Genomic DNA, 22,408 nt, shown 5'->3' with positions numbered 1-22,408 from the left:
CCACGTTCGGCTCCCGCTGACGTCACGTGAGGCCGTTGCCCTCTTGACCCTCACGTGACGTCAGGCCGCATAGTCGGTGGCGTGGAGGAGTACTGGACAGTGGGCCGCGTGGCCGAGTTGGCCGGCGTGAGCGTCCGCACGCTGCATCACTACGACGCGGTGGGACTCGTACGCCCGTCGGCGCGGACCCCGACCGGGTACCGGGCCTATTCGGGGGAGGACATCGAGCGGCTGCGGGAGGCGCTGGCCTACCGGCAGTTGGGGTTCGGACTGCCGGAGATCGCGGAACTGGTCGGTGATCCGTCGGCCGACTCGCTGGCGCTCCTGCGCCGGCAGCGGTGCCTGTTGCTGGAGCGGCGTGATCGCGCCGACGCCATGCTGGCGGCCATCGAAAGGGAACTCGACGCGCGGGAGCGGGGCTTGAAGGTGACAGCGGAGGAGCGGACGGACATGCTCGGTGCACGGCTGTACGACACGATCGGCACCGCCTACCCCGCGACCCGGCGTACCGATCCGCGCATCGCCGCGCAGATCTGGGACGCGCTCGGCGACGCCCGGACGGTACTCAACGTCGGTGCCGGCACCGGCTCCTACGAGCCCGCCGACCGCGAGGTGACCGCGGTGGAGCCGTCGGCGGTGATGCGCGCACAGCGGCCGGCGGACGCGGCGCCCTGTGTGGCCGCCACCGCGGAGAACCTGCCGTTCCGGGACAGGTCCTTCGACGCCGCGATGGCCGTCTCGACCCTGCATCACTGGGCGGACCCGGCGGCGGGGTTGCGCGAGATGCGGCGCGTGGCCCGCCGCGTGGTGGTCCTCACCTTCGACACCGACGAGCCCCACTGGCCGAGCCGCTTCTGGCTCACTCGCGACTACCTGCCCGAGTTCGCCCACATCCTCAAGGACTTCCCGTCACTCGCCACGATGGCCGACGCGATCGGCGCCCGCGCCGAGCCGGTGCCCGTCCCCTGGGACTGCGCCGACGGCCTGTTCGAGGCGTACTGGCGCCGCCCGGAGGCCTACTTGGAGGACCATGTCCGCCGAGCGATGTCGGTGTGGACGCGGGTCGGCCCGGAAGCGGAGCGGCAGGCGGTACGACGTCTCGGCGACGACCTCGACACCGGCGAGTGGACCGAGCGCAACGGCGACCTCACCGACCTCGACGCGGCAGACCTGGGCCTGCGCCTCCTCACGACGTAGCCCCCGACGCCCCAACGGGACGGCCCCGGCGAGCCCCTCAGGTCCGGCGCCGCTCGGCGTGGGTGAGCACGGGACGCTAGCCCTTGGCGGGAGTGAAATAGCGGCGTGGATTATCGACCAGCATGGTGGTGAGCTGCGCCTCGGTCACGCCGGCCTCGCGCAGCGCCGGGATCACCTCGTCGTGGAGATGGGTGTAGTGCCAGTTCGGCGCGATCTGCTCCCGTACGCCGGGTGGGAACCAGTCGAGGTGGCACGACGCGTCGTGCGACAGGACCATACGTTCGGCTAGGCCCTCGCGCGCCAATGCCGCAACGGTCGCCACGCGCTCGTCGCCGGGGAGCAGTACGTCCAGGCCGAAGCGGTCCATTCCGACGTACGAACCGTTGTCGACGAGCCGGTGCAGATAGTCCAGGTCGGCGGTGTCGCCGCTGTGCCCGATGACCACGGCCCCGAGGTCCACACCCTCGCTGCGCAGGACGTCCTGTGCGACGAGTCCCGTGCCGGCCCGTGCGCTGGTGTGGACCGTGATCGGGGCGCCGGTGCGCAGATGGGCCTGGGCGACCGCTCTCATCACCCGTTCGACCCCGGGGGTGAGTTCCTCCTCAATGGCGCACTTCAGGAACGCGGCTCTGACGCCGGTGTCCGCGATGCCCTGCGTCAGTTCCCGGGCGAACAGGTCGGTCATGCTCTCGGCGCCGCCGAGCAGGGTGCCCGGTCCGTGATAGCGGTAGAAGTCGGGGATGTCACTCACGGTGTAAATCCCGGTGGCCGCAACGATGTTGAGGTCCACCTGGTCGTTCACCCGGGCGACGCGCGCGATGTTGCGCCCGAGCCCGATGACCGTGCAGTCGACGATCGTGGTGATGCCGGTCGCGGCAAGGGCCTTGAGCCGGCTCACGGCGTCACTGATGCGCTCCTGTTCGTCCCAGGTCTCCGGGAGGCTCTGCCGGATCTCCTCGTTGAGGACGAACACGTGCTCGTGCATCAGCACCGAGCCGAGGTCGTCGACCGCCACGGGGCCGCGGACGGTCTGTACTTGAGGGGTCGACGTCATGGTGATCCTTTGTCGCAGTGCAGGGCGGAAAGAACTGACTGCGCACATCCTTCAACGCCACGGTGACGCTGTCTTTCGCGTAGGCGCGCGGTCCTTTCGCGTGGGCGCACTGCCCGGGACCCCCATGACATCCCGGCGTCCACGCCGGAGCCTCAGTTGTTTCCCAGCGTGCTGTCGAGGAGGGCGAGGAGACGGTCCCAGTGGTGCTTGAGTCCGTCCGGGTCGAAGGCGTTGGTGTCGGACATGGTGAAGCCGTGGACGGTGCCGGGGTAGATCTCGGACGTGTGGCGGACACCCGCGGCGTCCAGGACCTGGTTGAGCTCGCCCAGCCGCTCAGGTGTCAGGTCGCTCGCCGCGTGGCCGAAGTGGGCCTGCGCGGTGATCCTGGCGAGGGCGTCGGGTCCGTCCGCCGCCACGGGGGCGTGGAAGGCGGCGACAGCGGCCACCTGGTCGGGGTGGGCCGCCGCGGTGCGTGTGGCCAGCAGGCCGCCGATGCAGTAACCGGTGACCGCGACCGGACCGGCGGCGACCTCGGGCTGGGCGGAGAGGAAGCGAAGGCAGGCGTCGGCGTCGCTCAGGGCCCGTTCGACGGTGTGCGCCTTGATCATGGGCATCAGCCGGGCGAAGACCGCGGCTCTGGCGTCCTCTCCGATGTACTCGGGAAGCTCGATCACCGGTGCCGGGCCGTGGCGGTAGAGGAAGTTGGGGACGAGCACGTAGTAGCCGTGGCCGGCCAGCTCGCGGGCCATCTCCCGGAGCACGGGCCGGATACCGAAGCCGTCCGGGTACATCAGCACCCCTGGGTGCCGTTCGCCGTCGTCCGGGAAGGCGGCGAACGCGTCGGCCCGGCCGTCTGCCGTGGGGATGTGCAGCGTTTTGGTGAGCATGAGGTCTCCTGTCGTGGTTGACGTGTCGAGCCGTGGTCAACACAACGACAGGTGGAGCCCGCGCACGGGCCCCTGGTCCTCGGTCCAACAGCGGGCCGACACCCGCCTGTACGGCGCTCAGGAGAGCACCGGGTCACCGATCCGTGAGTGGCGTGATGCCGTCCCGGTAGTCATGACCGCATAACCTAGCCCACCGGGCCGGGCACGTACCAGCAGGCCCGGGCACCATCGCCCTATATTCGATGACATTGAGTGGCATCACTAGGATGAGTGACATGGGTCGATGGATGCCGGACGCAGCGGGCCGACTGTCGCGGGCCGCGCTGGAGCTGTACGAGGAGCGCGGCTTCGAGGACACCACGGTCGCCGAGATCGCCGAGCGGGCCGGGCTGACCAAGCGGACGTTCTTCCGTCACTTCCCCGACAAGCGCGAGGTGCTGTTCCCGCTCTCGGCCCGGATTCACCAGGCGATCGTCGACGCCATCGCCGCCGCGCCGGCCGACCTCCCGCCGCTCGCCGTCGTCATGGAGGGGTACGACGCCGCGGTGGACATGGTGAACAAGGGACATGCGCAGGCCCGGCGCCGCCGAGCCGTCATCGTGGCCAACCCGGAACTCCAGGAACGACAGCTCACCAAGTTCGCCGCGACCAGTGCCGTGGTGGCCGAGGCGCTGTGTGAGCGCGGTGTCGCGCCGCGGACCGCCTTCCTGACCGCCGCGGCGGGTGCCGCCGCGTGGCGGGCCGCCCGCGAGTGCTGGGTCGACGGCGCGGAGAGCCAGGACCTGCACGCCCTGCTGCGTGAATGCGTGGCGGACCTCAAGGCCGAGGTCGCGGCCCTGCCCACCCCTTGACCAGGGGGACAACCCCGCCCACCCCTTGATCAGGGACACGACCCCGCCCTCCCCTTGACCGGGGGTGCGACCCTGCCCACGTACAGACACACCCCTCCCTGCCATCAGGTTTCTCATGACACCTGGTGTCATCACTGTTACGATGACACCGGGTGTCATCACATGCCACTGCTCAACCGAGAGGTGCATCGCGCATGTCGGAAACGTTCGACGAGGCCACCACGCTCAAACGACGAACCTTCGTCGCGGCGTCGACAGCGGCGGCCGGTCTACCCCTCCTGACCTCGGACCGCCTGCCCACGTCCAGACGAGCGTCGGCCGAGCGGGTCTCCACCGTCCGTCTGACGGTCAACGGCGAGCAGCACACCGCCGAGGTCGACAACCGCACCTCGCTCCTCGACCTCCTGCGCGAGCACCTGGACCTGCCCGGCACCAAGAAGGGCTGCGACCAGGGCGCCTGCGGAGCCTGCACGGTCCTTGTGGACGACCGGAGGGTGAACGCCTGCCTCACCCTCGCCGTGATGCACCAGGGCGCACACGTCACCACGGTCGAGGGCCTCGCCGAGGGCGAGCAACTGCACCCGCTGCAACAGGCGTTCATCGACCACGACGGCCTCCAGTGCGGCTACTGCACGCCGGGGCAGCTCATGTCGGGTGTCGCCTGTATCGCCGAGGGCCACACCCGCTCCCGGGAGGAGATCCGGGAGTGGATGAGCGGCAACCTGTGCCGGTGCGGGGCGTACACGAACATCGTCTCCGCGATCGAGCAGACGGCCAAGGAGGGATGACCGCGTGTATCCCTTCACCTTCAGCCGAGCCTCCTCCGTCACCGCGGCGCTCAACGCCGGTGCCCGCGAGGGCCGTTACATCGCCGGCGGGACCACACTGGTCGACCTCATGCGGGAGACCGTCGAGCGTCCCGCGCACGTGGTCGACATCAACGGGCTGCCGTACAGGGACATCACCGTCACCCGGCAAGGGGTGCGGGCCGGTTCCCTGGTCCGGATGAGCGATCTCGCCGCGCATCCGGAGGTGCGTGCCACCTACCCCCTGCTGTCGCAGGCCCTCGAACTGGGCGCCTCGGCCCAGCTGCGCAACATGGCCTCCATCGGCGGCAACATCATGCAGCGGCCCCGCTGTCCGTACTTCCGGGACGTCCACTCCGCGTGCAACCGGCGTGACCCGGGCTCGGGCTGCGACGCCCTGCACGGCGACAACCGGATGCAGGCGATCCTCGGGACGAGCAGCCAGTGCGTGGCAACTCACCCTTCCGACCTGGCGGTTGCCCTGGTGGCGCTGGACGCCGTGATCCAGGTGCGGGGGCTCGACGGAACCCGCTCGATCCCCGTCCAGGACTTCTTCCTCCGCCCCGGGGACACACCCCAGAAGGAGCAGGCGCTCCGGCCGGGGGAACTCATCACCTCGCTGACCGTCCCCGCGGGCGCGCACACACGACGCTCGGGTTACCTGAAGGTCCGCGACCGGCAGTCGTACGAGTTCGCCCTCGCGTCCGCGGCGGTGGCGCTGGACATCAGGGCCGGCGTGGTGCGGGCCGCCAGGGTGGCCGTCGGCGGTGTGGCGACCGTGCCGTGGCGGCTCCCCAAGGTGGAGGAGGCGCTCGTCGGCAAGCGGCCGGGGCGCCGGACGTGGACGGACGCGGCGGCCCTGGCGGCCGAGGGTGCCGTACCCCTGTCGGAGAACGCCTTCAAGGTGCGGCTGGTCGAACGGACCGTACGCCGCCAGCTCATGACCATCGGAGGACAGTGATGGCGACGACCGTTGTCGGGCAGCCGCTCTCCCGCGTGGACGCCCGCCGCAAGGTGACGGGGACGGCCACCTACTCGGCCGAGCACCGTATCGAGGGCCTGCTGTACGGCGTGATCGTGAACGGCACGGTGGCCCGTGGCACGGTGAGCCGGATCTCGGTGGACGCGGCCCTCGGCCACCCGGGTGTGCTGCGCGTCCTGACCGACTTCAGCGCTCTGCGGCTGGCCCACCCCGTCGACCGCATCGCCTTCTATGGCCAGCCCATCGCGGTCGTCCTCGCGGAGACCCTGGAGGCGGCGACCCATGGCGCCTCGCTGGTCGAGGCGACGTACCAACAGCAGGACGCGGTAACCGACTTCGACACCCCCGACATCCCGTCGCAGACACCCGCCGACGAGCCGGACTACAGCCGCGGCGACCCGGCGGGCGCGCTGGCCTCGGCACAGGTGAAGGTGGACCTGGAACTCACCTCCGCCCGCGAGAACCACAACCCCATCGAACTGCCCTCCACCATCGCCCGGTGGCAGGACGGACGGCTGACTCTCTGGGACAAGTCCCAGTGGGCACAGGGCGCCGCCCGCAACGTGGCCGGCGCGCTCGGCATCCCCATCGGCGACGTCCGCGTGCACAACGAGTTCCTGGGCGGCGGGTTCGGCAGCGGAATCCAGACCTACGACCATGTCATCCTGGCCGCGTTCGCCGCGCGCGAGGTCGGCAAGCCGGTCAAGCTGGTGCTGACCAGGCGTCAGTTCTACTACGGCACCGGGTTCCGGCCCGCCGGCCGGCACCGGATGGCCCTCGGGAGCAACGCGGCGGGACGCGTCAGCGCCCTCGTCTACGAGGTCCGGATCGAGAACGCGCGCTACCAGTCCTACACGGACGGCCTGACCGACCTGCCGCAGTTCCTCTACGGCGTCCCCAACACCCGTACCTCCTACCGGGTCACACCCGTCGACGTCCACTCACCGTGCTCCATGCGCGGACCCGGTGTGGTGCTCGGCAACTACGCCCTGGAAACCGCGATGGACCAGCTCGCCCACGAACTGGCCGTGGACCCGGTCGAGTTGCGGCTGCGCAACGAGCCGACCCGGGACGAGGTCTCGCGACTGCCCTTCTCCACCCGCAAGCTGCGCGAATGCTACGAGACGGGCGCGCGCCGCTTCGGCTGGTCCCGCCGCCAGGCCAAGCCGGGATCGCACACGGACGGCGATCTGCTGATCGGTATGGGGATGGCCACCGCCGGCTATCACAACAACCGGCGTGACTCCAGTGCACGGGCCCGGATCCACGCCGACGGCACCGCCGAGGTCCTGGCGGCCACCGCGGACATGGGACCCGGCACCACCACCTCGGTCATGCAGGTCGCCGCGGACGCCCTGGGACTGCCCGCCTCGGCTGTCACCTTCCGGCTGGGCGACTCCAGCTATCCCACCGCGCCGCTGCACGCTGCGGCATGCACGATGGCGAGCGTGGGCTCGGCCGCGCACACCACCTGCAACGCGCTGAAGGCGGAGTTCGTCCGAAGGGCGGTGGCGGACCCCGACTCGCCGCTCCACGGCGCGAATCCGGCGAACGTACAGGCCCGCGACGGCTATCTGTCCGCCACCGACGGAGGGGCCCGGGACAGCTACCGGGACATCCTGCGCCGGGCCGGTCTGCCCAGCCTGGAAACCACCGGCAGCTGGGGTCCGGGCGACGCCGACACCAGGATCTCCACGTACGGGTACGGAGCCGTCTTCGCCGAGGTCTCCGTCGACCCCCTGCTGGGCCTCGTCCGGGTGCGGCGGATCTTCGCGGCCTACGACGTGGGCCGGGTCATCAGCCCCAAACTCGCCCACAGCCAGGCCGTCGGCGGCATGGTCGGCGGCATCGGCATGGCCCTCCTCGAAGGCACCGTGACCGACCACCGCGACGGCCGTATCGTCAACGCGAGCCTCTCCGACTATCTGGTACCGGTGAACGCGGACGTCCCCGACCTCGACGCCACCTTCATCAACACCGAGGACCCGCAGGCCGATCCGATCGGTGTGAAGGGGCTCGGTGAGATCACCATCGTCGGGGTGGCGCCCGCCATCGGCAACGCGGTGTTCAACGCTACGGGCAAACGCCTGACGGACCTGCCGATGCGGCCCGAGGCCCTACTCTGACAGAGCCGCCAGCCAGGCCGCCGTCTCGTTCGGGTGCCGGAACCGGAGGGTGTCCAGAGGAGCGAAGCGGGCATCGCGGGTACGGCGCTCGATCTCGTCGCGACGAGTGCCGTACTGCGACCAGGCCCACCACGCCGGGTGTTCGCGGCTGAGCCAGCCGGTCCAGGTCTCCCTGTTGCCGCCGAAGAGCAGCTCGCGTCTGGCCGAGCGCCGGAAGGACCTGCGCAGTACGCGGGGCATGATGACGCGCCGCGGGTAGTCCAGCCAGATCACGGTGTCGACCCGGTCCCACAGCAGGTCACGGACTTCCGGCGAGCCGATGGAGTCAACGATCCAGCGGGGCCCGGCGGTCAGCCGTGCCACCTCGGCTGTCAGCTCCTCGTTGACAGCCCAGTCGGGGCCGCTGAAGTACAGGGCGTCCATCTCGTGGTACGGCAGGCTCAGGTGGGTGCTCAAAGTGCGGGCAAGTGTCGACTTGCCCGCACCCGTGACACCCACCACCAAGATCCGTTTCACAGGTGCACGCTATCCCAGCGCCCTGGAACCGCGTTCCCGGGTGCCCAGTGGCTGCGGGTGGGCCCGTCGGCCTCGCGGTGGAGAACCAGGTCCTCTTGTGAACGTCAACGACACCAGCAGCGCCGCCGCGATCGACGCCCTGCGCGACACGGGCATCCGTGGCGTACACGCCTCCATGGGACCGGAAGTGGCCCGGCGACCTGACCCGGCTAAGGGGCCGGTAGCGCGCCGCCGTCACAGCGGCATACGCAGTGAGGTGCGGCCCTCTCCCCAGGCCGTGAGGAGGTGGGTGCCGAGCCGGTTCTCGGTCCATTCGGTGGCGGCGACGCCGAAGGCGATGTCCTCGTCGAGGAAGGGCTCGGTCTCCAGGAGCCCGGCGACGACGTCCCGGCGGACGACCTGTTCGTGGACAGCGTCGGCCTCCACGTGCTCCTCGTAGAAGTGCACGGCCGCCGGGCCCGCGCCGACCCGCCGAAGACCCTGCGCGAGGCGTCGCGAACCGGGGGACGACGTGGTCTCCACGGCCGCGAAGTGGCCCACCAGTGCCCCGCGCAGCGCACGGTGGAGTCCGAACAGGGACATGAGGTTCACACTCGTCAGCAGCTCGGCGCCGGCGAAGTCGACATAGCGTCCGTACGCCGGGTCCAGGCCGAGGTCCGTCATCAGGTCGGCGAAGAGCCGGGCGTGGATGCGCTCGGGCCGTCCGGCGCCGAACTCGTCGTACTCGACGGCGACCATCGCGGCCTTGGCGCGGCCCGTCAGCCTCGGGATGACCCAGACATGGGGATCGGCCTCCTTGAGGTGATATAGGGAGCGCTGGGCCGCGTACTCCTGGAACTGCCACAACTCCCCCTGTTCCTTGAGGAACTGGGACGCTCCCTCGGCGACGACGGGTTCCACCAGGAGGTCGGCGAGGGCGTCCTCGGCGCTGCGCGGCGGGCCGCTCTCGGTCCTGAGCGCGGACAGGAAGCGGCGTTCCATCTCCGCGCGCAGCCGCAGCAGTCCGGGATCCCACTCCCATCCGGCGTCGACGCCGGCGAAGCCGCGGTAGTGGAGTTCGTAGCAGAGGTAGAGCGCCAGTTGCAGATCGTCGCCGTACGGGTCGGCCTGCTCGGCGGTCACCCGTCGTGCGAGGGGTGTGCCGGCGGGCCGGGTCAGGGCCTGGCGGACCGTGCGGGAGAGCTCGCCCCTGCTGCGTGGGAGCGCGGGGCCGGTGGTGTGGGCCCGGTCGCGGGCGGTCACGGGGGTGGCCGTCATGCGGTCCGCCTCTTCTCCCGGGCACGGTGGCTGGTGTCGCACCAGGGGTAGGTCCGGCTGCGCCGGCAGACGCAGAGCGCGACGGTGAAACGGTCCGAGCGCACGGTGGTTCCGTCGTCGAGTACGACCTCGACCGGCCCTTCGATCAGGATCGGCCCGTCGCTCGTCGGCGTGACGCGTGGTTGTTCAGCGGGTCCGTTCGGCACGGATGATCACCAGCTCTTCGGACCGAACGGCACGAGACGCCGGTCGGTCACCCGGGCTTCGAGCCCCGACCTCTCCAGGCCGGCCAGGGTCGGCGGGATACCGCACAGGGTGGAGTGCACCAGCAGCAGTACACCGCCGGGGCGCAGCGAGGTGTGGGCGCGGCGGCAGATCCGGTCCAGGAGGAGGCGTCCGTCGGCTCCCGCGTCCCACGCCGTCGCGGCCTGCCGGCGGTGGGGGTGCGCCCCGGGTGCAGGGACGTAGGGCGGATTGCTCACGACAACGTCGAAGCGGCGGCCCGTGACCGGGCCGAACAGGTCGCCGTGCAGGACCTCGACCGGCAGGCGGGCGCGCCGGGCGTTGAGCCGTGCGGTGAGGACGGCCCGGTAGGTCCTGTCGACGGCGGTGGCTTGCGCGCCGCGGCGGGCCGCGGCCAGCGCGAGAGCGCCGGTGCCCGTGCCCACGTCCAGGACGGTGGCTCCCTCGGGCATGTGTTCCCGGTACAGGGCCCGGGCCAGCAACTCGGTGTCGTGCTGGGGCGCGTACACCCGCCAGGGTGCGTAGACCCGCCACGGGGGGAGCACCGGGCTCCGCGCCTCTTCGTTCCGCGTCGTCAGGTCGAGCACACGTACACCTCCACGGTCCGCGCCCCGAGCGGTTCACCGAACGCATCCGTCGGGTGGCTCCGTGCGAGGGGCGCTGCACGGGCGAGCCTCGTGGGCCACACCCGACCAATGCGTCACTGCCCCGAGTGCCCGGCAAAACGGACCTCACACGGCACAACGGAACCTTCTACGATCATCCAGACGCCGTCGCCCCACATCCTCGGGGCGCGCGCCGTGCCAGCGCCGAGTCGACCACCTTGAGGCGGGAGCAACGTGCCGTGACCCATCTCGATCCCTTCACCGACCTGCTCGACTATCCGTTGTACGTGGTGACCGCGAGCGTCGGCGATGACAGGGCCGGCTGTCTGGTCGGGTTCGCCTCGCAGTGCTCGATCGAGCCCGTCCGGTTCATGGTCTGGCTGTCCAAGGCCAACCGGACCTACCGGGTGGCCGAGCGCGCCGAGCGGCTCGCGGTCCATGTGCTCCGCCGCGACCAGGACGGGTTGGCCAGGCTCTTCGGCGGCGAGACCGGCGACCGTGTCGATAAGTTCACCGAGGTCCTCTGGCACCCGGGGCCGGGCGGGTCGCTGATCCTCGACGAGGCTCCGGCCTGGTTCGTCGGGCGTGTGGAGGACCGGGTCGACGGCGGCGACCACGTCGGTTTCCTGCTCGCTCCGGAGGCGACGGGCAGCTCGGCGGGCGAGCGCGCCACGTTGCTGACGTTGACCGGCACTCGCGGGATCACGCCGGGCCACCCGGCGGGCTGAGGCATGCGCCTCTGGCGGCGCGGCGTCGTCGGTCCGGCGCCGCGACCGTAGGGTGCGGCCTCTTCCGGCACATGGTCCGAACCGGAAGAGCCTGACCATCACACTCCCCCGGGGGATACAGCGACGGCTGCCGGCCGAGTGCCCACATATCCGCGGCCTATCTCCGTACAACCCATCGGGATCAGCCGTGGCACCTCGTCGGGTGTCCGCGGGGCCGGAGTGTCTCCCGCACCGATCCGGGCAGGTGTGGACACAAGACCAATCCGTGGCCGTTCGGGGATCGGATTACGTCCGGAGATGTCCACACCACGGAGGGCGCAGTGAAGGAAGCCGTACACATCGGCAGAAACCCATCCGCGGGGCCAGACCTTCAGGAGCTGGTGGGCCGGGTCGCCCTGGGCAGCGAGGACGCGTTCGCCTCGGTGTACGACATGGTCGCCGGCCCGGTCCTCGGTGTCGTGCGCGCCGTCCTGCGCGACCAGGCGCAGTCCGAGGAAGTGACGCAGGAGGTCCTGGTGGAGGTGTGGCGCACCTCGCCCCGCTACCGCTCGGACCGCGGCACGGCGATCAACTGGATCCTCACCCTGGCGCACCGCCGGGCGATCGACCGGGTGCGCTCGGTGGAGGCCGCCGCGGCCCGCGACCACAAGGCCGCCCTGCTGGATCACACACCCGAGTACGACGAGGTGACCGAGCAGGTGGAGGCGCGGCTGGAACGCGAGCAGGTGCGGCGCTGTCTGCGCACCCTCACGGAGATCCAGCGCCAGGCCGTCACCCTCGCCTACTACCGCGGACTGACCTACCGGCAGGTCGCGGAAGCCCTGACGCTGCCACTGGGCACCGTCAAGACCCGCCTGCGCGACGGTCTCATCCGGCTGCGCGACTGCCTGGGGGTGACCGCGTGACCACCGCCGAGCTGCACACCCTGACGGGTGCCTACGCCCTGCACGCGCTCTCCGACGAGGAGCGGGAGGCGTTCCGGCGCCACCTCGCCGCATGCGAGCCGTGCACCCAGGAGACCGCGGAGCTGAGCGCCACCGCGGCGCGGCTGGGTCTCGCCGTCTCCGTGACACCGCGTCCGGCGCTGCGGGAGCAGGTCCTGCACCGGATCACCACCGTGCGCCAGGACGCGCCCGGGGATCCCGGGCCGACCCGCTCGGGCCGTGCGTTCCTGCGCGGGCGCCCGCTGTCACGGTGGGCCCTGGCGGCCTGTCTCGCGGCGGCCACCGCGCTGGGCGGTACCGCGGTGTGGCAGCACCAGCGGGCCGAGGACGCCCTGGAGCAGGCCCGGCAGGCCGAGCAGGGGTCCGACCGCATCGCCGCCGTGCTCGCCGCGCCGGACGCCCGGACCAGTGCGGCGAAGCTGTCCGGCGGGGCGACCGGGACCGTGGTCGTCTCCGACAGCCAGGACAGGGCCGTGTTCGTCGTCTCGGGGATCGCCAGTCCGCCGAGCGGCAAGGTCTACCAGCTGTGGTTCGACGACGACGGCGCCATGCGGTCCGCCGGGCTGCTGGACGCCGGGCGCAGTGACCAGACCGTCCTGATGCAGGGCCCGGTGGACGGGGCGTCGGGGATGGGCATCACCGTGGAGCCGGCGGGCGGGTCGGAGCAGCCCACCTCCTCGCCGCTCGCCCTGATGAGTCTGCCCGCGTGAGTCGGGGGAGCCCCGCCCGGAGGGGGGTGGGGCTCCCCTTCCTGGCAGGGTTCCCCCTTCCTGGCAGGGTCCCCCATCCTTGCCGGGGTCCCCCCATCCTTGCCGGGCTCGCCTCCGTCAGCTGGGCGGCAGCGGGAAGAAGCCGCTCGTGCGCTCCGCGTACGCGGCGTAGCCGGGACGGTCGGCCATGTGCCGTTCCAGCAGCCGCTGCCCGCTCCCCCTGGTCAGCAGCAGGCTCATCACGACCGGCGACACGAGACTGGCCGCGGCGGCGGCGAGCGAGTCACAGGTGATCAGGAACAGTCCCCACCAGACGCAGAAGTCGCCGAAGTAGTTCGGGTGTCGGGTGTAGCGCCACAGTCCGACGTCCATGATCTGGCCCTTGTTCGCCGGATCCGCCTTGAAGCGGGCCAGCTGGGCGTCCCCGACCGTCTCGAAGAACATCCCGACCGCCCACAGACAGCCGCCGGCCACCGCCACGCCCGACATGGGCCCGGAGATGTACTGCGCGCTCTGCACCGGCAGCGACACCAGCCAGACCAGAGCGCCCTGGAGCAGGTACACGACCCGCAGCGCGTACAGGTTCTGGTTGCCGGACGCCTTCGACAGCATCGCCTCGTAGCGTGGATCCTCGCCGTGTCCGCGTCCGCGCCGGGCGATGTGCGCGGCCAGCCGTACACCCCACACCACCGTCAGTACGGTCACCAGCAGACGTCGGCCCGGATCGCCGGTGCCCGCCGACGCGAGGCAGGTGACCGCCGCGACCGCGGCGAATCCGAGCCCCCAGGCGATGTCGACGATCCGGTGCAAGCCCTTCCGCACGGCGACCGCGAAGGTGATCAGCATGACGCCGAGGGCGGCCACCGCCGCCCACGCCAGATTGGCCGCGAGGTCGGCCCAGGCGTAGCCGCTCACAGTCGGTCCAGCCCCGCGTACCAGTCCCCCGGTGTCGCGGGCACGTCGGCACGTCCCGCGGCCGTGGGTCGTACGCTCAGGATCTGGTCCACGCCCATCCGCCGCTCCTCGAAGGCCAGGGCACCGCCGACCAGGTAGAGCCGCCACACGCGGGCGGTCTCCTCACCGACGAGTGCCACGACGTCGTCCCAGCGCTCCTCCAGGGTCCGGTGCCAGTCGGCGACCGTACGGACGTAGTGTTCGCGCAGCGATTCCACGGACCGCACCTCCAGACCGGCCGCTTCCAGGAGTCCGACCGTCTCGCCCACCGGGCGCATGTGCATGTCGGGTGCGATGTACGCCTCGATGAAGGCCCCGCCGCCGGGTGCCGTCCGTCCGCGAGACATCTGCTGGACCAGTACCCGGCCCGTCGGCCGGACCCTTCGGTGCAGCGCGGCGGCGAACGCCGGGTACTCCGCGTCGCCGACGTGTTCGCCCATCTCGACGCTCGCCACGGCGTCGTAGCCGTCGCCGGTGATGTCCCGGTAGTCCTGGCACACCACCTCCACCAGGTCCTCCAGGCCCCGCTCGCGCACCTGTTCGCGGACGTATGTCGCCTGTTCGCCGGCCAGGGTGACCGCGGTGACCCGGACGCCGTGGCGCTCCGCGGCGTACAGGGTGAGGGATCCCCAGCCGCAGCCGACGTCGAGCAGCCGGGCGCCGGGTGACAGGCCGAGCTTGCGGCAGATCAGCTCCAGTTTCGCGCGCTGGGCGTCGGCCGACGTGAAGTCGGCGGCGTCACTGGCCCAGTAGCCGCACGAGTAGGCCATCGTCTCGTCGAGGAGCAGCCCGTAGAAGGCGTTGGACAGGTCGTAGTGATGGCTGACGGCGGCCCGGTCGCGTGCCTTGCTGTGCAGGCCGCCGCGCAGCCGTGCCTGAGAGTCCGGCGGGGCGGGGCGTGGTCCGGCGGCGCCGAGTCGCACCGCGGCCGCGACGGCCTGGGCGCGGTCGGTGAGGGAGAGGCCGCGAGCGCCCGGTCGACGCTCGCGGGCCGCCGCCCACACGGTGCGCAGCCCCTTGCCGAGGTCGCCCTCGATGTCGAGTTCACCGGTGACGTACGCCTGGGCGAGGCCGAGTTCGCCGGGTTCCCACAGCAGGCGGCGCAGGGCGCGCCGGGACCGTACGACAACGACCGGGGCGTCGGACGGGCCGGCCTCGCTGCCGTCCCAGGTGCGCAGACGCACGGGTACGGGGCCGCCGAGCGCGGTCTCGGCGAGGGCGGCGAGCCGGTGGGCGGCGCCGGCTGCGGCCGGGCGGGTGGTGGTCATCGGGCGGGGCCTTCCTTGGTGAGCAGGTACTGCTGGACGTCGAGGTATCCGGAGCGGAAGCCGGCCTCGGAGTAGGCGAGGTAGAACGTCCACATGCGCCGGAACGTCTCGTCGAAGCCGAGTGCGGCGACGTCGTGGGCGCGTTGTGTGAAGCGTTCGCGCCACAGGCGCAGGGTCTCGGCGTAGTGGGCTCCGTAGGCGTCCCGGCGTTCGACGCTCAGCCCGGTGTGGTCGCGGACCGTCTCGGCGACGGCTTCCACGGAGGGCACCAGGCCGCCGGGGAAGACGTACTTGTGGATCCAGGTGAACGAGCCGCGCGTGGCCAGCATCCGTTCGTGGGGCATGGTGATGGCCTGGAGGGCGCAGCGGCCGCCGGGTGCCAGCCGTGCGTCGAGGGTACGGAAGTACACGGGCCAGAACTCGGCGCCGACGGCCTCGATCATCTCGACGCTCACCACGGCGTCGTATGTGCCGCGGGCCTCGCGGTAGTCGCACAGTTCGACGGAGACACGGTCGCTCAGACCGGCGGCGGCGATGCGTTCGCGGGCGAGGTCGCGCTGTTCCGTGGAGAGGGTGAGGGAGGTGACGTGGGCGCCGCGCGCGGCGGCGCGGATCGCCAACTCGCCCCATCCGGTGCCGATTTCCAGCACGCGGGTGCCCTCCCGTACGTCCGCGAGGTCGAGGAGCCGGTCGATCTTGCGGTGCTGGGCGGCGGCGAGGAGGTCCCCGTCGGCGGGAAAGCCGCGGAAGAGGGCCGAGGAGTAGCTGAGGGTGTCGTCGAGGAAGAGGGCGAACAGGTCGTTGGACAGGTCGTAGTGGTGGCTGATGTTGGTGCGGGAGCCGTCGGGGGTGTTGCGCTGGGCGTGCGGCTGACGCAGCGCCCACAACCGGCGCAGCCGCTGGAGCGGTCGTGGAATCAGCTCGGCCATGTTCGCGGCGAGCACGGTGAGGGCGGCGACCAGGTCGGGGGCGTCCCACTCGCCGGCCATGTACGCCTCGCCGAAGCCGACCAGTCCCTGGCTGCCGATCCGGCCGTGGAAGGCCCGCGGATCGTGGACGTCGAGTATCGGGCCTCCCTTGCCGAGCACGGTTCCGTCGGCGAACCGCACATGCAGCGGCAGGCGCTCCAGGGCGCGGCGTACGACGGCCGCGGTGACGGCGGTGCGCGCGCGGGAGGCGGCCGGTGGTGCGGCGACGTCGGGCCAGCGTGCCGGGTCCACCGGCTCGGGGGACCCGGTCCGGGGCGCGGCTCCGGGGCGGTGCTCGGCTCCGGGGCAGTGGTCGGCTCCGGGGCGGTGCTCGGCTGTCTTCATGAAGCGTTCTCCGGGGTGCGACGGTCGGGACGGGGCTGTACCGGCAGCCCGCGCAGATAGAGGCGGATGCCGTGCACGCGGATGGCCGCGGACACGGCGAGGGTGGACAACGGCCTACGGAGGGCGAGCCGCAGCAGGGTCGAGGTGCGGACGGGGTGTCTCGTGCCCCGTACGGTCGCCGTGAAGGGCCTGCCGCCTTCCCGTTCGAGGTGCACGGTGAGGTCGAGCCGGTCGCCGGGGGCGGGCAGGCGCATGCGGTAGCGGCCGTCGACGGGGAAGAACGGCGAGACGTAGAACTCCTTGCCGACCTCGGCGGTGCCCGAGGCGTCCGGGCGCAGCAGGTAGCAGTGCCGTTCGCCGTAGGTGTTGTGGACCTCGGCGACGACACAGCGCTCGGTGCCGTCGGGTCCGTGGCACCAGTAGACGGTGAGGGGGTTGAAGACGTATCCGAAGACGCGGGCGTGGGTGAGCATGACGACCGGTCCGCCCTCCAGGTGCACCCCGTGGTCGGCCAGGAAGGCGTCCAGTCCGGCGCGGATGGACGGATGGGTGCCGGTGAAGTGGTCGCGTGGGTCGAAGCGCGCCAACGGCCGCAGGAGGGGCGGGAGTTCGGGAGGGCGGTCGGGGTCGACGAGCCACATGTAGGTGCGGTGGCGCAGGGCGTGGCGGAGCGGAGCGGTGCGCACATGGCGGATGTCGCAGTGGTACAGGGCGGGTGTGGACGTCACCATGCCACCCCCAGTGCGGCGGCGGCCGCGACGCCGGAGCGGCAGCCGTCCTCGTGGAATCCCCAGCCGTGGTAGGCGCCCGCGAACGCGGTCACGGACGTGTTCAGGCCGGGCAGTTGTTCCTGGGCGGCGACTGACTCCGGGGTGTAGACGGGGTGTTCGTAGGTCATACGGGCGCGGATCCGGGCGGGGTCGACCCGGTCCTCGCTGCCGAGGGTGACCACGAACGTCTCGGCGGCGTCCAGTCGCTGGAGCCGGTTCATGTCGTAGCTGACCCTGACCCGGTCGGCGCCCGCGTCGCAGGAGGGCATCAGGTAGTTCCAGGAGGCGCGGGCTCCGCGGGCGCGCGGCAGCAGGGTGGTGTCGGTGTGCAGGAGGGTGGAGTTGCGGGAGTAGTGGAAGGCGCCGAGCACCTGCTTCTCCTGCGGGGTGGCGTCGGCCAGCAGCTCCAGCACCTGGTCGGGGTGGGTGGCGACGACCACGGAGTCGTAGTCCTCGGTGGTGCCGTCGTCCGTGGTGAGGGTGACGCCGTCGGGGTGCCGTCGTAGCGACCGGACCGGGGCGGCCGTACGCACCTCGTCCAGGCGTGCGGCGATCCGGTCGACGTAGGAGCGTGAGCCGCCCGTCACGGTGCGCCAGGTCGGCGAGCCGCCCACCGAGAGCAGTCCGTGGTGCTCCAGGAAGCGGAACAGATAGGCGGCCGGGTAGCGCTGGGCGGTGGTGGCGTCGCAGGACCAGACCGCCGACACGACGGGGGTCATGAAGTGGGTGCGGAAGTATGCGGAGCAGCCCTGCCGGTCGAGGAACTCCCCGAGGGTGAGCGTGTGTTCGGCGCCCTCGGCGAGGAGTCGGCGTGCGGCCCGGTGGAAGGCGGGCACCTCCGCGAGCATCCGCAGATAGGACCCGCGCAGGGCGTTGCGGGGCTGGGCGAACAGCCCCGTGGGGCCGCGTGCGCCTGCGTACTCGAGTCCGCAGCCCTCGCACCGCACCGACATGCTCATCTCCGACGCCTGTGTGGCGACGCCGAGTTCGTCGAACAGACGCAGCAGGTTCGGGTAGGTGCGCCGGTTGTGCACGATGAACCCGGAATCGACTCGGTGTGTCCTCCCGTCGGTCGCGGTCAGCTCGTGGGTGTGGGCGTGTCCGCCGAGGCGGTCGTCGGCCTCGTGGAGGGTGACACGGTGTGAACGGCCGAGTACGTACGCCGCCGTCAGCCCCGCCACTCCGCTGCCGATCACCGCGGTGCGCCGCCGCCCGTCGGGGCCGTCCGCCCCGGATCGGCCCCGGTCGTGTGACGCTCCGTGTGGCGCGCGTGACATCGCTGTTCCTCCCGACTGGACCCGGACTTGGATCTCGCCCGTAATCCGGAGCTGCGAGGGATGCGGATTGCCTCGGTCTGACCTGTCCCGGCAGGAGGTCAGACCAGGCCGGTCACCGTGACGGTGACCTGCGCCTGCCCTGCCTCCGCCGGACCCGTCGCGGCCAGGCAGTCCTCGACGGTACGGCGGGCGGCGCGGGCCACATCCACCGTGCGGGCGCGCCTGAGCGCCACGAGGTGAATCTCGACGAGCCAGGGCCCGGCATCGGCCGGCCGGATCAGCCGTACCGCGGCCGACGCCCCCGCCGTCCCGTCCGGATCGGGGCCGGCCAGGGCCGAGCGCAGCCGTCCGGCCAGACCCGGCCGCAGGAAGGCGACGCCTGGCACGTCCCTGACGGCCCTGGCGATCTCCTCGGTGAGCGTGCCGTGCGCGGTGTGCTCGATCACGGGGCGGATCCTTCCTGGCCTTGGGGCGGAGTGTCGACGAGGTCGGTGATGCGGATGTCCACGGCGGCCGTGACTATGCCCAGCTGCCTGTCGGCCGCCTCCCGCACACGCCGCCGGACTTCGTCGGCGAGGTCGGGGAGGGAGGCGTTGACCGGGGCGTGGATCTCTAGCCTGACCTCGACGGGGCCGGGGCTGCCGATGGGACCGGGGGTACCGGTGGAACCGGGGGCGCCTGTGGAACCGGGGGCGCCTGTGGGATCGGGGCTGCCAGTGGGATCGGGGCTGCCGACGGGGCCTGCACCGGCGATCGGGCCGGCACTGGCGGTGGGGCCGGCGCTGCCGACCGGACCCGCGCCACCGACCGGACCGGTGCCACCGACCGGACCAGTGCCGCCGATCGGATCGCCGTCGGTGTTCGGGCCCGTGCCGACGCTCGGAGCGGCTCCGGTGACGGGTACTGGGAGCAGGCGGCAGGAGCCGGCCCGCACTCCGGGTACCGTCTCCGCCGCGGCACGCAGGGTGCGTGCGGCGACCGCCTCCATGATCCACAGGTCCTCGGCCGGCTCGCCCAGTGGCAACGGGCGACCGGGACGCAGTTCGAGGCGTACGACGTCCATGACCCGGCGGGTCAGCGCCGACGCGTCGAGGCCGTCCGTGCTGGTCTCGTCGCGCAGATCTCCTACGGCCGTACCCAGCTCGTCGAGCCCGCGGACGGCTTCCCGGCAGTACGGGCACTCCCGCAGGTGCGGATCGCGCACCTGCCGTTCCCACTCGTCCCAGACCTGGGACAGCAGCCGCCCGCAGGCCAGCCGCTCGTCGTCGCCGTCGTCGTGCGGGTAGATGTGGTCGGGCGGAAGGTGAGCGGTCATCGCCAGGCCCCCAGTGCTTGTGTCAGGCAGCGTCGTGCACGGAAGACACGGGCGCGGACAGCCTCCTGGCTGATACCGACCGCGTCCGCGATGAACTCGTAGGACCGGCCGTCCACCTCCCGCAGGACCCAACAGGCGCGCTGTTCGGCCGACAACTCGTCCAGGGCCGCCCGCAGTTCACGGACTCCGTCGCGGCCCTCGCTGATGCGGGCCGGTGAGACCGTGTACTCCGGAGCGGCCACGTCCGCGGCGTCCTCCAGTTGCGCCACCGGTCGGCGGGAGCGCAGCACGTTCAGGCAGCGGTTGGTGACGATCCGGTACATCCAGGTGGCGAAGGACGATCTGCCCTGGAACTCCGGCAGCCGCCGCCAGGCGCTGAGGAACGCGTCCTGCACGGCGTCCTCCGCCTCCGCGCGGGTGCCGAGCAGGCGGGTGGCCAGCCGGAGGAGGGCCGGACCGTGATGCTGCACGAGAACCCCGAAGGCGTCCTCGTCCCCCTCCGCCGCCCGTACCGCCAGCAGGGCGTCCTCCGCCTCTCCTTGCGTGTCCGGTTCTGCGGTCTGTCCACAAGCCCCCATCACTGGGCGGCTCCTCTCGTCCGTTCTGGTGGTTGGACACACCTGGCGGCCTCCTGTGACGCGGCAAGCCGGAGACGAGTTCCCCCTCCGGGCGCGCCGTGAACACGGAGGGACGGAAAAAGGGAAATTGAGGCCCCTCTTCTTTTTCATCCGTTGCCGGTGCGGGCGCGGATTGGTCCGGAAAAAAAGATCCTTCGATCGGGTTCCCGACCAATCCGCCCCTCCCCCGGGGCCGGATTCCCCACGTGACGGAAGACGAGAAGAACCAGCGAAATACCCGTAACTGGCCACGGCTGGTACTGGGCGCTCTGAGCGGCGCTCTTGCGGGCTTTTCGGCTCTCGCCGTCGCCGAGCTCGTGTCGGCCTGGGTGCGCCCGCAGGCAGGGCCTGTCATCGCGGTCGGTGGTGCGGCGATCGACCGCACACCGGCCGGTGTGAAGGACTGGGCGATCCGGAATTTCGGCACCAACGACAAATTGATTCTCCAGCTCGGAATCCTCGCCATTCTTACGGTTTTCGCGCTGGTGCTGGGATCTTTCGCGCTGCGATTTCGGCGCGTCGGTGCCGCCGGAGTTCTGGTGTTCGGGATTGTCGGAGCGGCGGCGGCGACCAGCCGGCCCGACTCGACCGGTCTGGCCGACGCGCTGCCCTCGGTGGTGGGTGCGGTGGTCGGAGCCGTTGTGCTCTACGTCCTCATCGGCCGTCTCACACTCCAGGGCCGTCCCGCAGTCCCCGACAGTCCCCCGCTCTCCGGCCGTCCCACGGCCTCAGACCGGCCCACGGCCTCAGACCGGCCCGCAGCCTCTGACCGGCCCGCAGCCTCAGACCGTCGCACGGCCTCCGGCACTACGGCGGGCCCGGTCGCCGAGACGACAAACGGGTCGGCCGGCGCGTCCGGCTGGGACCGCCGCGGATTCGTCATCGCGGCGAGCGCCGCAGCCGTGGCATCGGCGGGTGCCGGAGCGCTGGGCCGGGTCCTGAGCGGTTCCCGGGGGCAGGAGGCCATCGCCTCACGGAAGGAGATCGTGCTCCCGGCCCCCGCCTCCGCCGCCCCCGCGGTCCCCAGGGGCACACAGCTGAGGCTCCCGGGAGTCAGCTCGTACATGACGTCGAACGGCGACTTCTACCGCGTGGACACCGCACTGGTGGTCCCCAAGGTGGACGCCACCAGCTGGCGCCTGCGCATCCACGGCAAGGGAGTCGGCAGGCCGGTCACCCTGTCCTTCGACGACCTGCTGCGCCGGAGGCTGATCGAGCGGAACATCACGCTCACCTGTGTCTCCAACGAGGTCGGCGGCCCGTACGTGGGCAACGCCCGCTGGATCGGCGTACGCCTCGCCGATCTGCTGACCGAGTGCGGGGTGAAGCCGCCCTCCCGGGGCGGTCCCGCCGACCAGCTGGTGGCGCGCTCGGTGGACGGGATGACGATCGGCAGCCCCGTCGAGGACGTGATGGACGGGCGGGACGCCCTGCTCGCCCTCGGGATGAACGGACAGCCGCTGCCCTTCGAGCACGGCTTCCCGGTCCGCATGGTGGTCCCCGGTCTCTACGGCTACGTATCGGCCTGCAAGTGGATCACGGACATCGAGCTGACCACGTTCGACTCCTACGACACCTACTGGGTGAAGCGGAAGTGGGCCCGCAAGGCGCCGATCAAGACCCAGTCCCGTATCGACACCCCCAAGCCGTTCGCCCGTCCCGAGGCCGGCACCGTCATGGTCGCCGGAGTCGCCTGGGCGCAACACCGTGGCATTGACAAGGTCGAACTCCGCGTCGACGACGGCCCCTGGCAGGAGGCCCGGCTCGCTGCCGAGGACTCCCGGGACACCTGGCGACAGTGGTCCTTCGCCTGGAAGGCCGCCAAGGGCAGCCACACCCTCACCGTGCGCGCCACGGACCGCACCGGCCGGGTGCAGACCGAGAAGCGCGCCCGCACCATCCCCGACGGAGCGAGCGGCCGGCACTCGGTCGTGGTCACCGTCGGCTGACCCCGAGCCACCCTTCCAACCCCCCGACGAACGCGGCAC

23 protein-coding genes are annotated in these 22,408 nt (G+C 71.5%); 9 read left to right on the top strand and 14 right to left on the bottom strand.

Features of this window, described 5'->3' with window-relative positions; all coding sequences use genetic code 11:
• Positions 1–99: 99 nt before the first annotated feature.
• A complete protein-coding gene (locus ACIQAC_RS30465) occupies positions 100–1,197 on the top strand; it encodes a methyltransferase domain-containing protein (protein ID WP_402196754.1) in 1,098 nt (365 codons plus the stop codon).
• A gap of 76 nt (positions 1,198–1,273) precedes the next feature.
• Here the strand turns inward: ACIQAC_RS30465 and ACIQAC_RS30460 are convergent, their stop codons facing one another.
• Together ACIQAC_RS30460 and ACIQAC_RS30455 are read right to left on the bottom strand one after the other, a co-directional pair.
• Complete coding sequence (locus ACIQAC_RS30460; RefSeq protein ID WP_402196543.1) at positions 1,274–2,251, bottom strand: phosphotriesterase; 978 nt, start codon at positions 2,249–2,251, stop codon at positions 1,274–1,276.
• Between the two features lie 152 nt (positions 2,252–2,403).
• Positions 2,404–3,138 (bottom strand): dienelactone hydrolase family protein, encoded by a 735-nt coding sequence (locus ACIQAC_RS30455; RefSeq protein WP_402196540.1) that lies wholly within the window; start codon positions 3,136–3,138, stop codon positions 2,404–2,406.
• A gap of 275 nt (positions 3,139–3,413) precedes the next feature.
• Here ACIQAC_RS30455 and ACIQAC_RS30450 point away from each other — a divergent pair, with 275 nt between their 5' ends.
• The 4 genes from ACIQAC_RS30450 (at position 3,414) to ACIQAC_RS30435 (ending at position 7,903) form a co-directional block, all read left to right on the top strand.
• The gene (locus ACIQAC_RS30450) at positions 3,414–3,989 is read left to right on the top strand and encodes a TetR family transcriptional regulator (protein WP_402196537.1); all 576 of its coding nucleotides are present in this window, start codon (positions 3,414–3,416) and stop codon (positions 3,987–3,989) included.
• A gap of 194 nt (positions 3,990–4,183) precedes the next feature.
• A complete protein-coding gene (locus tag ACIQAC_RS30445; protein WP_402196535.1) occupies positions 4,184–4,777 on the top strand; it encodes a (2Fe-2S)-binding protein in 594 nt (197 codons plus the stop codon).
• A gap of 4 nt (positions 4,778–4,781) precedes the next feature.
• A complete protein-coding gene (locus ACIQAC_RS30440; protein WP_402196532.1) occupies positions 4,782–5,756 on the top strand; it encodes an FAD binding domain-containing protein in 975 nt (324 codons plus the stop codon).
• Positions 5,756–7,903: a xanthine dehydrogenase family protein molybdopterin-binding subunit gene (locus ACIQAC_RS30435; protein WP_402196529.1), complete on the top strand. Its 2,148-nt coding sequence runs from the start codon at positions 5,756–5,758 to the stop codon at positions 7,901–7,903. Before ACIQAC_RS30440 ends, ACIQAC_RS30435 begins: the two co-directional genes overlap by 1 nt.
• Here ACIQAC_RS30435 and ACIQAC_RS30430 read toward each other — a convergent pair.
• The 4 genes from ACIQAC_RS30430 to ACIQAC_RS30415 form a co-directional block, all read right to left on the bottom strand.
• The gene (locus ACIQAC_RS30430) at positions 7,895–8,419 is read right to left on the bottom strand and encodes an adenylate kinase (protein ID WP_402196526.1); all 525 of its coding nucleotides are present in this window, start codon (positions 8,417–8,419) and stop codon (positions 7,895–7,897) included. The two genes, ACIQAC_RS30435 and ACIQAC_RS30430, sit on opposite strands and share 9 nt — an antisense overlap.
• A gap of 234 nt (positions 8,420–8,653) precedes the next feature.
• Entirely contained in the window at positions 8,654–9,676 is a 1,023-nt protein-coding gene (locus tag ACIQAC_RS30425) for an iron-containing redox enzyme family protein (protein ID WP_402196524.1), read from the bottom strand.
• The gene (locus tag ACIQAC_RS30420) at positions 9,673–9,882 is read right to left on the bottom strand and encodes a CDGSH iron-sulfur domain-containing protein (RefSeq protein ID WP_402196522.1); all 210 of its coding nucleotides are present in this window, start codon (positions 9,880–9,882) and stop codon (positions 9,673–9,675) included. Before ACIQAC_RS30420 ends, ACIQAC_RS30425 begins: the two co-directional genes overlap by 4 nt.
• Before the next feature lie 6 nt (positions 9,883–9,888).
• Positions 9,889–10,506, bottom strand: coding sequence for a HemK2/MTQ2 family protein methyltransferase (locus tag ACIQAC_RS30415; RefSeq protein WP_402196520.1), 618 nt, complete (start codon positions 10,504–10,506; stop codon positions 9,889–9,891).
• A 257-nt stretch (positions 10,507–10,763) separates the two neighbouring features.
• On the opposite strand from ACIQAC_RS30415, the gene ACIQAC_RS30410 reads away from it, so the two are divergent.
• The 3 genes from ACIQAC_RS30410 to ACIQAC_RS30400 all read left to right on the top strand — a co-directional run bounded on the left by ACIQAC_RS30410 (position 10,764) and on the right by ACIQAC_RS30400 (position 12,906).
• Positions 10,764–11,252 (top strand): flavin reductase family protein, encoded by a 489-nt coding sequence (locus ACIQAC_RS30410; protein WP_402196518.1) that lies wholly within the window; start codon positions 10,764–10,766, stop codon positions 11,250–11,252.
• Between the two features lie 320 nt (positions 11,253–11,572).
• Entirely contained in the window at positions 11,573–12,157 is a 585-nt protein-coding gene (locus ACIQAC_RS30405) for a sigma-70 family RNA polymerase sigma factor (protein ID WP_402196515.1), read from the top strand.
• Positions 12,154–12,906, top strand: coding sequence for an anti-sigma factor domain-containing protein (locus tag ACIQAC_RS30400; RefSeq protein WP_402196513.1), 753 nt, complete (start codon positions 12,154–12,156; stop codon positions 12,904–12,906). The genes ACIQAC_RS30405 and ACIQAC_RS30400 overlap by 4 nt, the downstream gene beginning before the upstream one ends.
• Positions 12,907–13,023: 117 nt before the next feature.
• On the opposite strand, the gene ACIQAC_RS30395 is transcribed toward ACIQAC_RS30400, so the two are convergent.
• From ACIQAC_RS30395 to ACIQAC_RS30360, 8 genes are all read right to left on the bottom strand, one after another.
• The gene (locus tag ACIQAC_RS30395) at positions 13,024–13,821 is read right to left on the bottom strand and encodes a DUF1295 domain-containing protein (RefSeq protein WP_402196510.1); all 798 of its coding nucleotides are present in this window, start codon (positions 13,819–13,821) and stop codon (positions 13,024–13,026) included.
• A complete protein-coding gene (locus ACIQAC_RS30390; RefSeq protein ID WP_402196507.1) occupies positions 13,818–15,128 on the bottom strand; it encodes a class I SAM-dependent methyltransferase in 1,311 nt (436 codons plus the stop codon). The genes ACIQAC_RS30395 and ACIQAC_RS30390 overlap by 4 nt, the downstream gene beginning before the upstream one ends.
• Positions 15,125–16,441, bottom strand: a complete 1,317-nt coding sequence (locus ACIQAC_RS30385; RefSeq protein WP_402196505.1) for a class I SAM-dependent methyltransferase — start codon at positions 16,439–16,441, stop codon at positions 15,125–15,127. Before ACIQAC_RS30385 ends, ACIQAC_RS30390 begins: the two co-directional genes overlap by 4 nt.
• Positions 16,438–17,172, bottom strand: a complete 735-nt coding sequence (locus ACIQAC_RS30380; RefSeq protein ID WP_402196504.1) for a DUF1365 domain-containing protein — start codon at positions 17,170–17,172, stop codon at positions 16,438–16,440. Before ACIQAC_RS30380 ends, ACIQAC_RS30385 begins: the two co-directional genes overlap by 4 nt.
• Positions 17,166–18,488, bottom strand: a complete 1,323-nt coding sequence (locus ACIQAC_RS30375; protein WP_402196502.1) for an NAD(P)/FAD-dependent oxidoreductase — start codon at positions 18,486–18,488, stop codon at positions 17,166–17,168. The genes ACIQAC_RS30380 and ACIQAC_RS30375 overlap by 7 nt, the downstream gene beginning before the upstream one ends.
• Positions 18,489–18,586: 98 nt before the next feature.
• Complete coding sequence (locus ACIQAC_RS30370; protein WP_402196500.1) at positions 18,587–18,934, bottom strand: hypothetical protein; 348 nt, start codon at positions 18,932–18,934, stop codon at positions 18,587–18,589.
• The gene (locus ACIQAC_RS30365; protein ID WP_402196498.1) at positions 18,931–19,803 is read right to left on the bottom strand and encodes an Asp23/Gls24 family envelope stress response protein; all 873 of its coding nucleotides are present in this window, start codon (positions 19,801–19,803) and stop codon (positions 18,931–18,933) included. The genes ACIQAC_RS30370 and ACIQAC_RS30365 overlap by 4 nt, the downstream gene beginning before the upstream one ends.
• Positions 19,800–20,381, bottom strand: coding sequence for an RNA polymerase sigma factor (locus ACIQAC_RS30360; protein ID WP_402196495.1), 582 nt, complete (start codon positions 20,379–20,381; stop codon positions 19,800–19,802). Before ACIQAC_RS30360 ends, ACIQAC_RS30365 begins: the two co-directional genes overlap by 4 nt.
• 245 nt (positions 20,382–20,626) lie before the next feature.
• On the opposite strand from ACIQAC_RS30360, the gene ACIQAC_RS30355 reads away from it, so the two are divergent.
• Entirely contained in the window at positions 20,627–22,369 is a 1,743-nt protein-coding gene (locus tag ACIQAC_RS30355; protein WP_402196493.1) for a molybdopterin-dependent oxidoreductase, read from the top strand.
• The last annotated feature ends 39 nt before the right edge of the window (positions 22,370–22,408 follow it).

This window comes from Streptomyces sp. NPDC088387, from assembly GCF_044753385.1.
Classification (GTDB): domain Bacteria; phylum Actinomycetota; class Actinomycetes; order Streptomycetales; family Streptomycetaceae; genus Streptomyces.
This window is presented reverse-complemented; position numbering and strand designations above follow the sequence as displayed.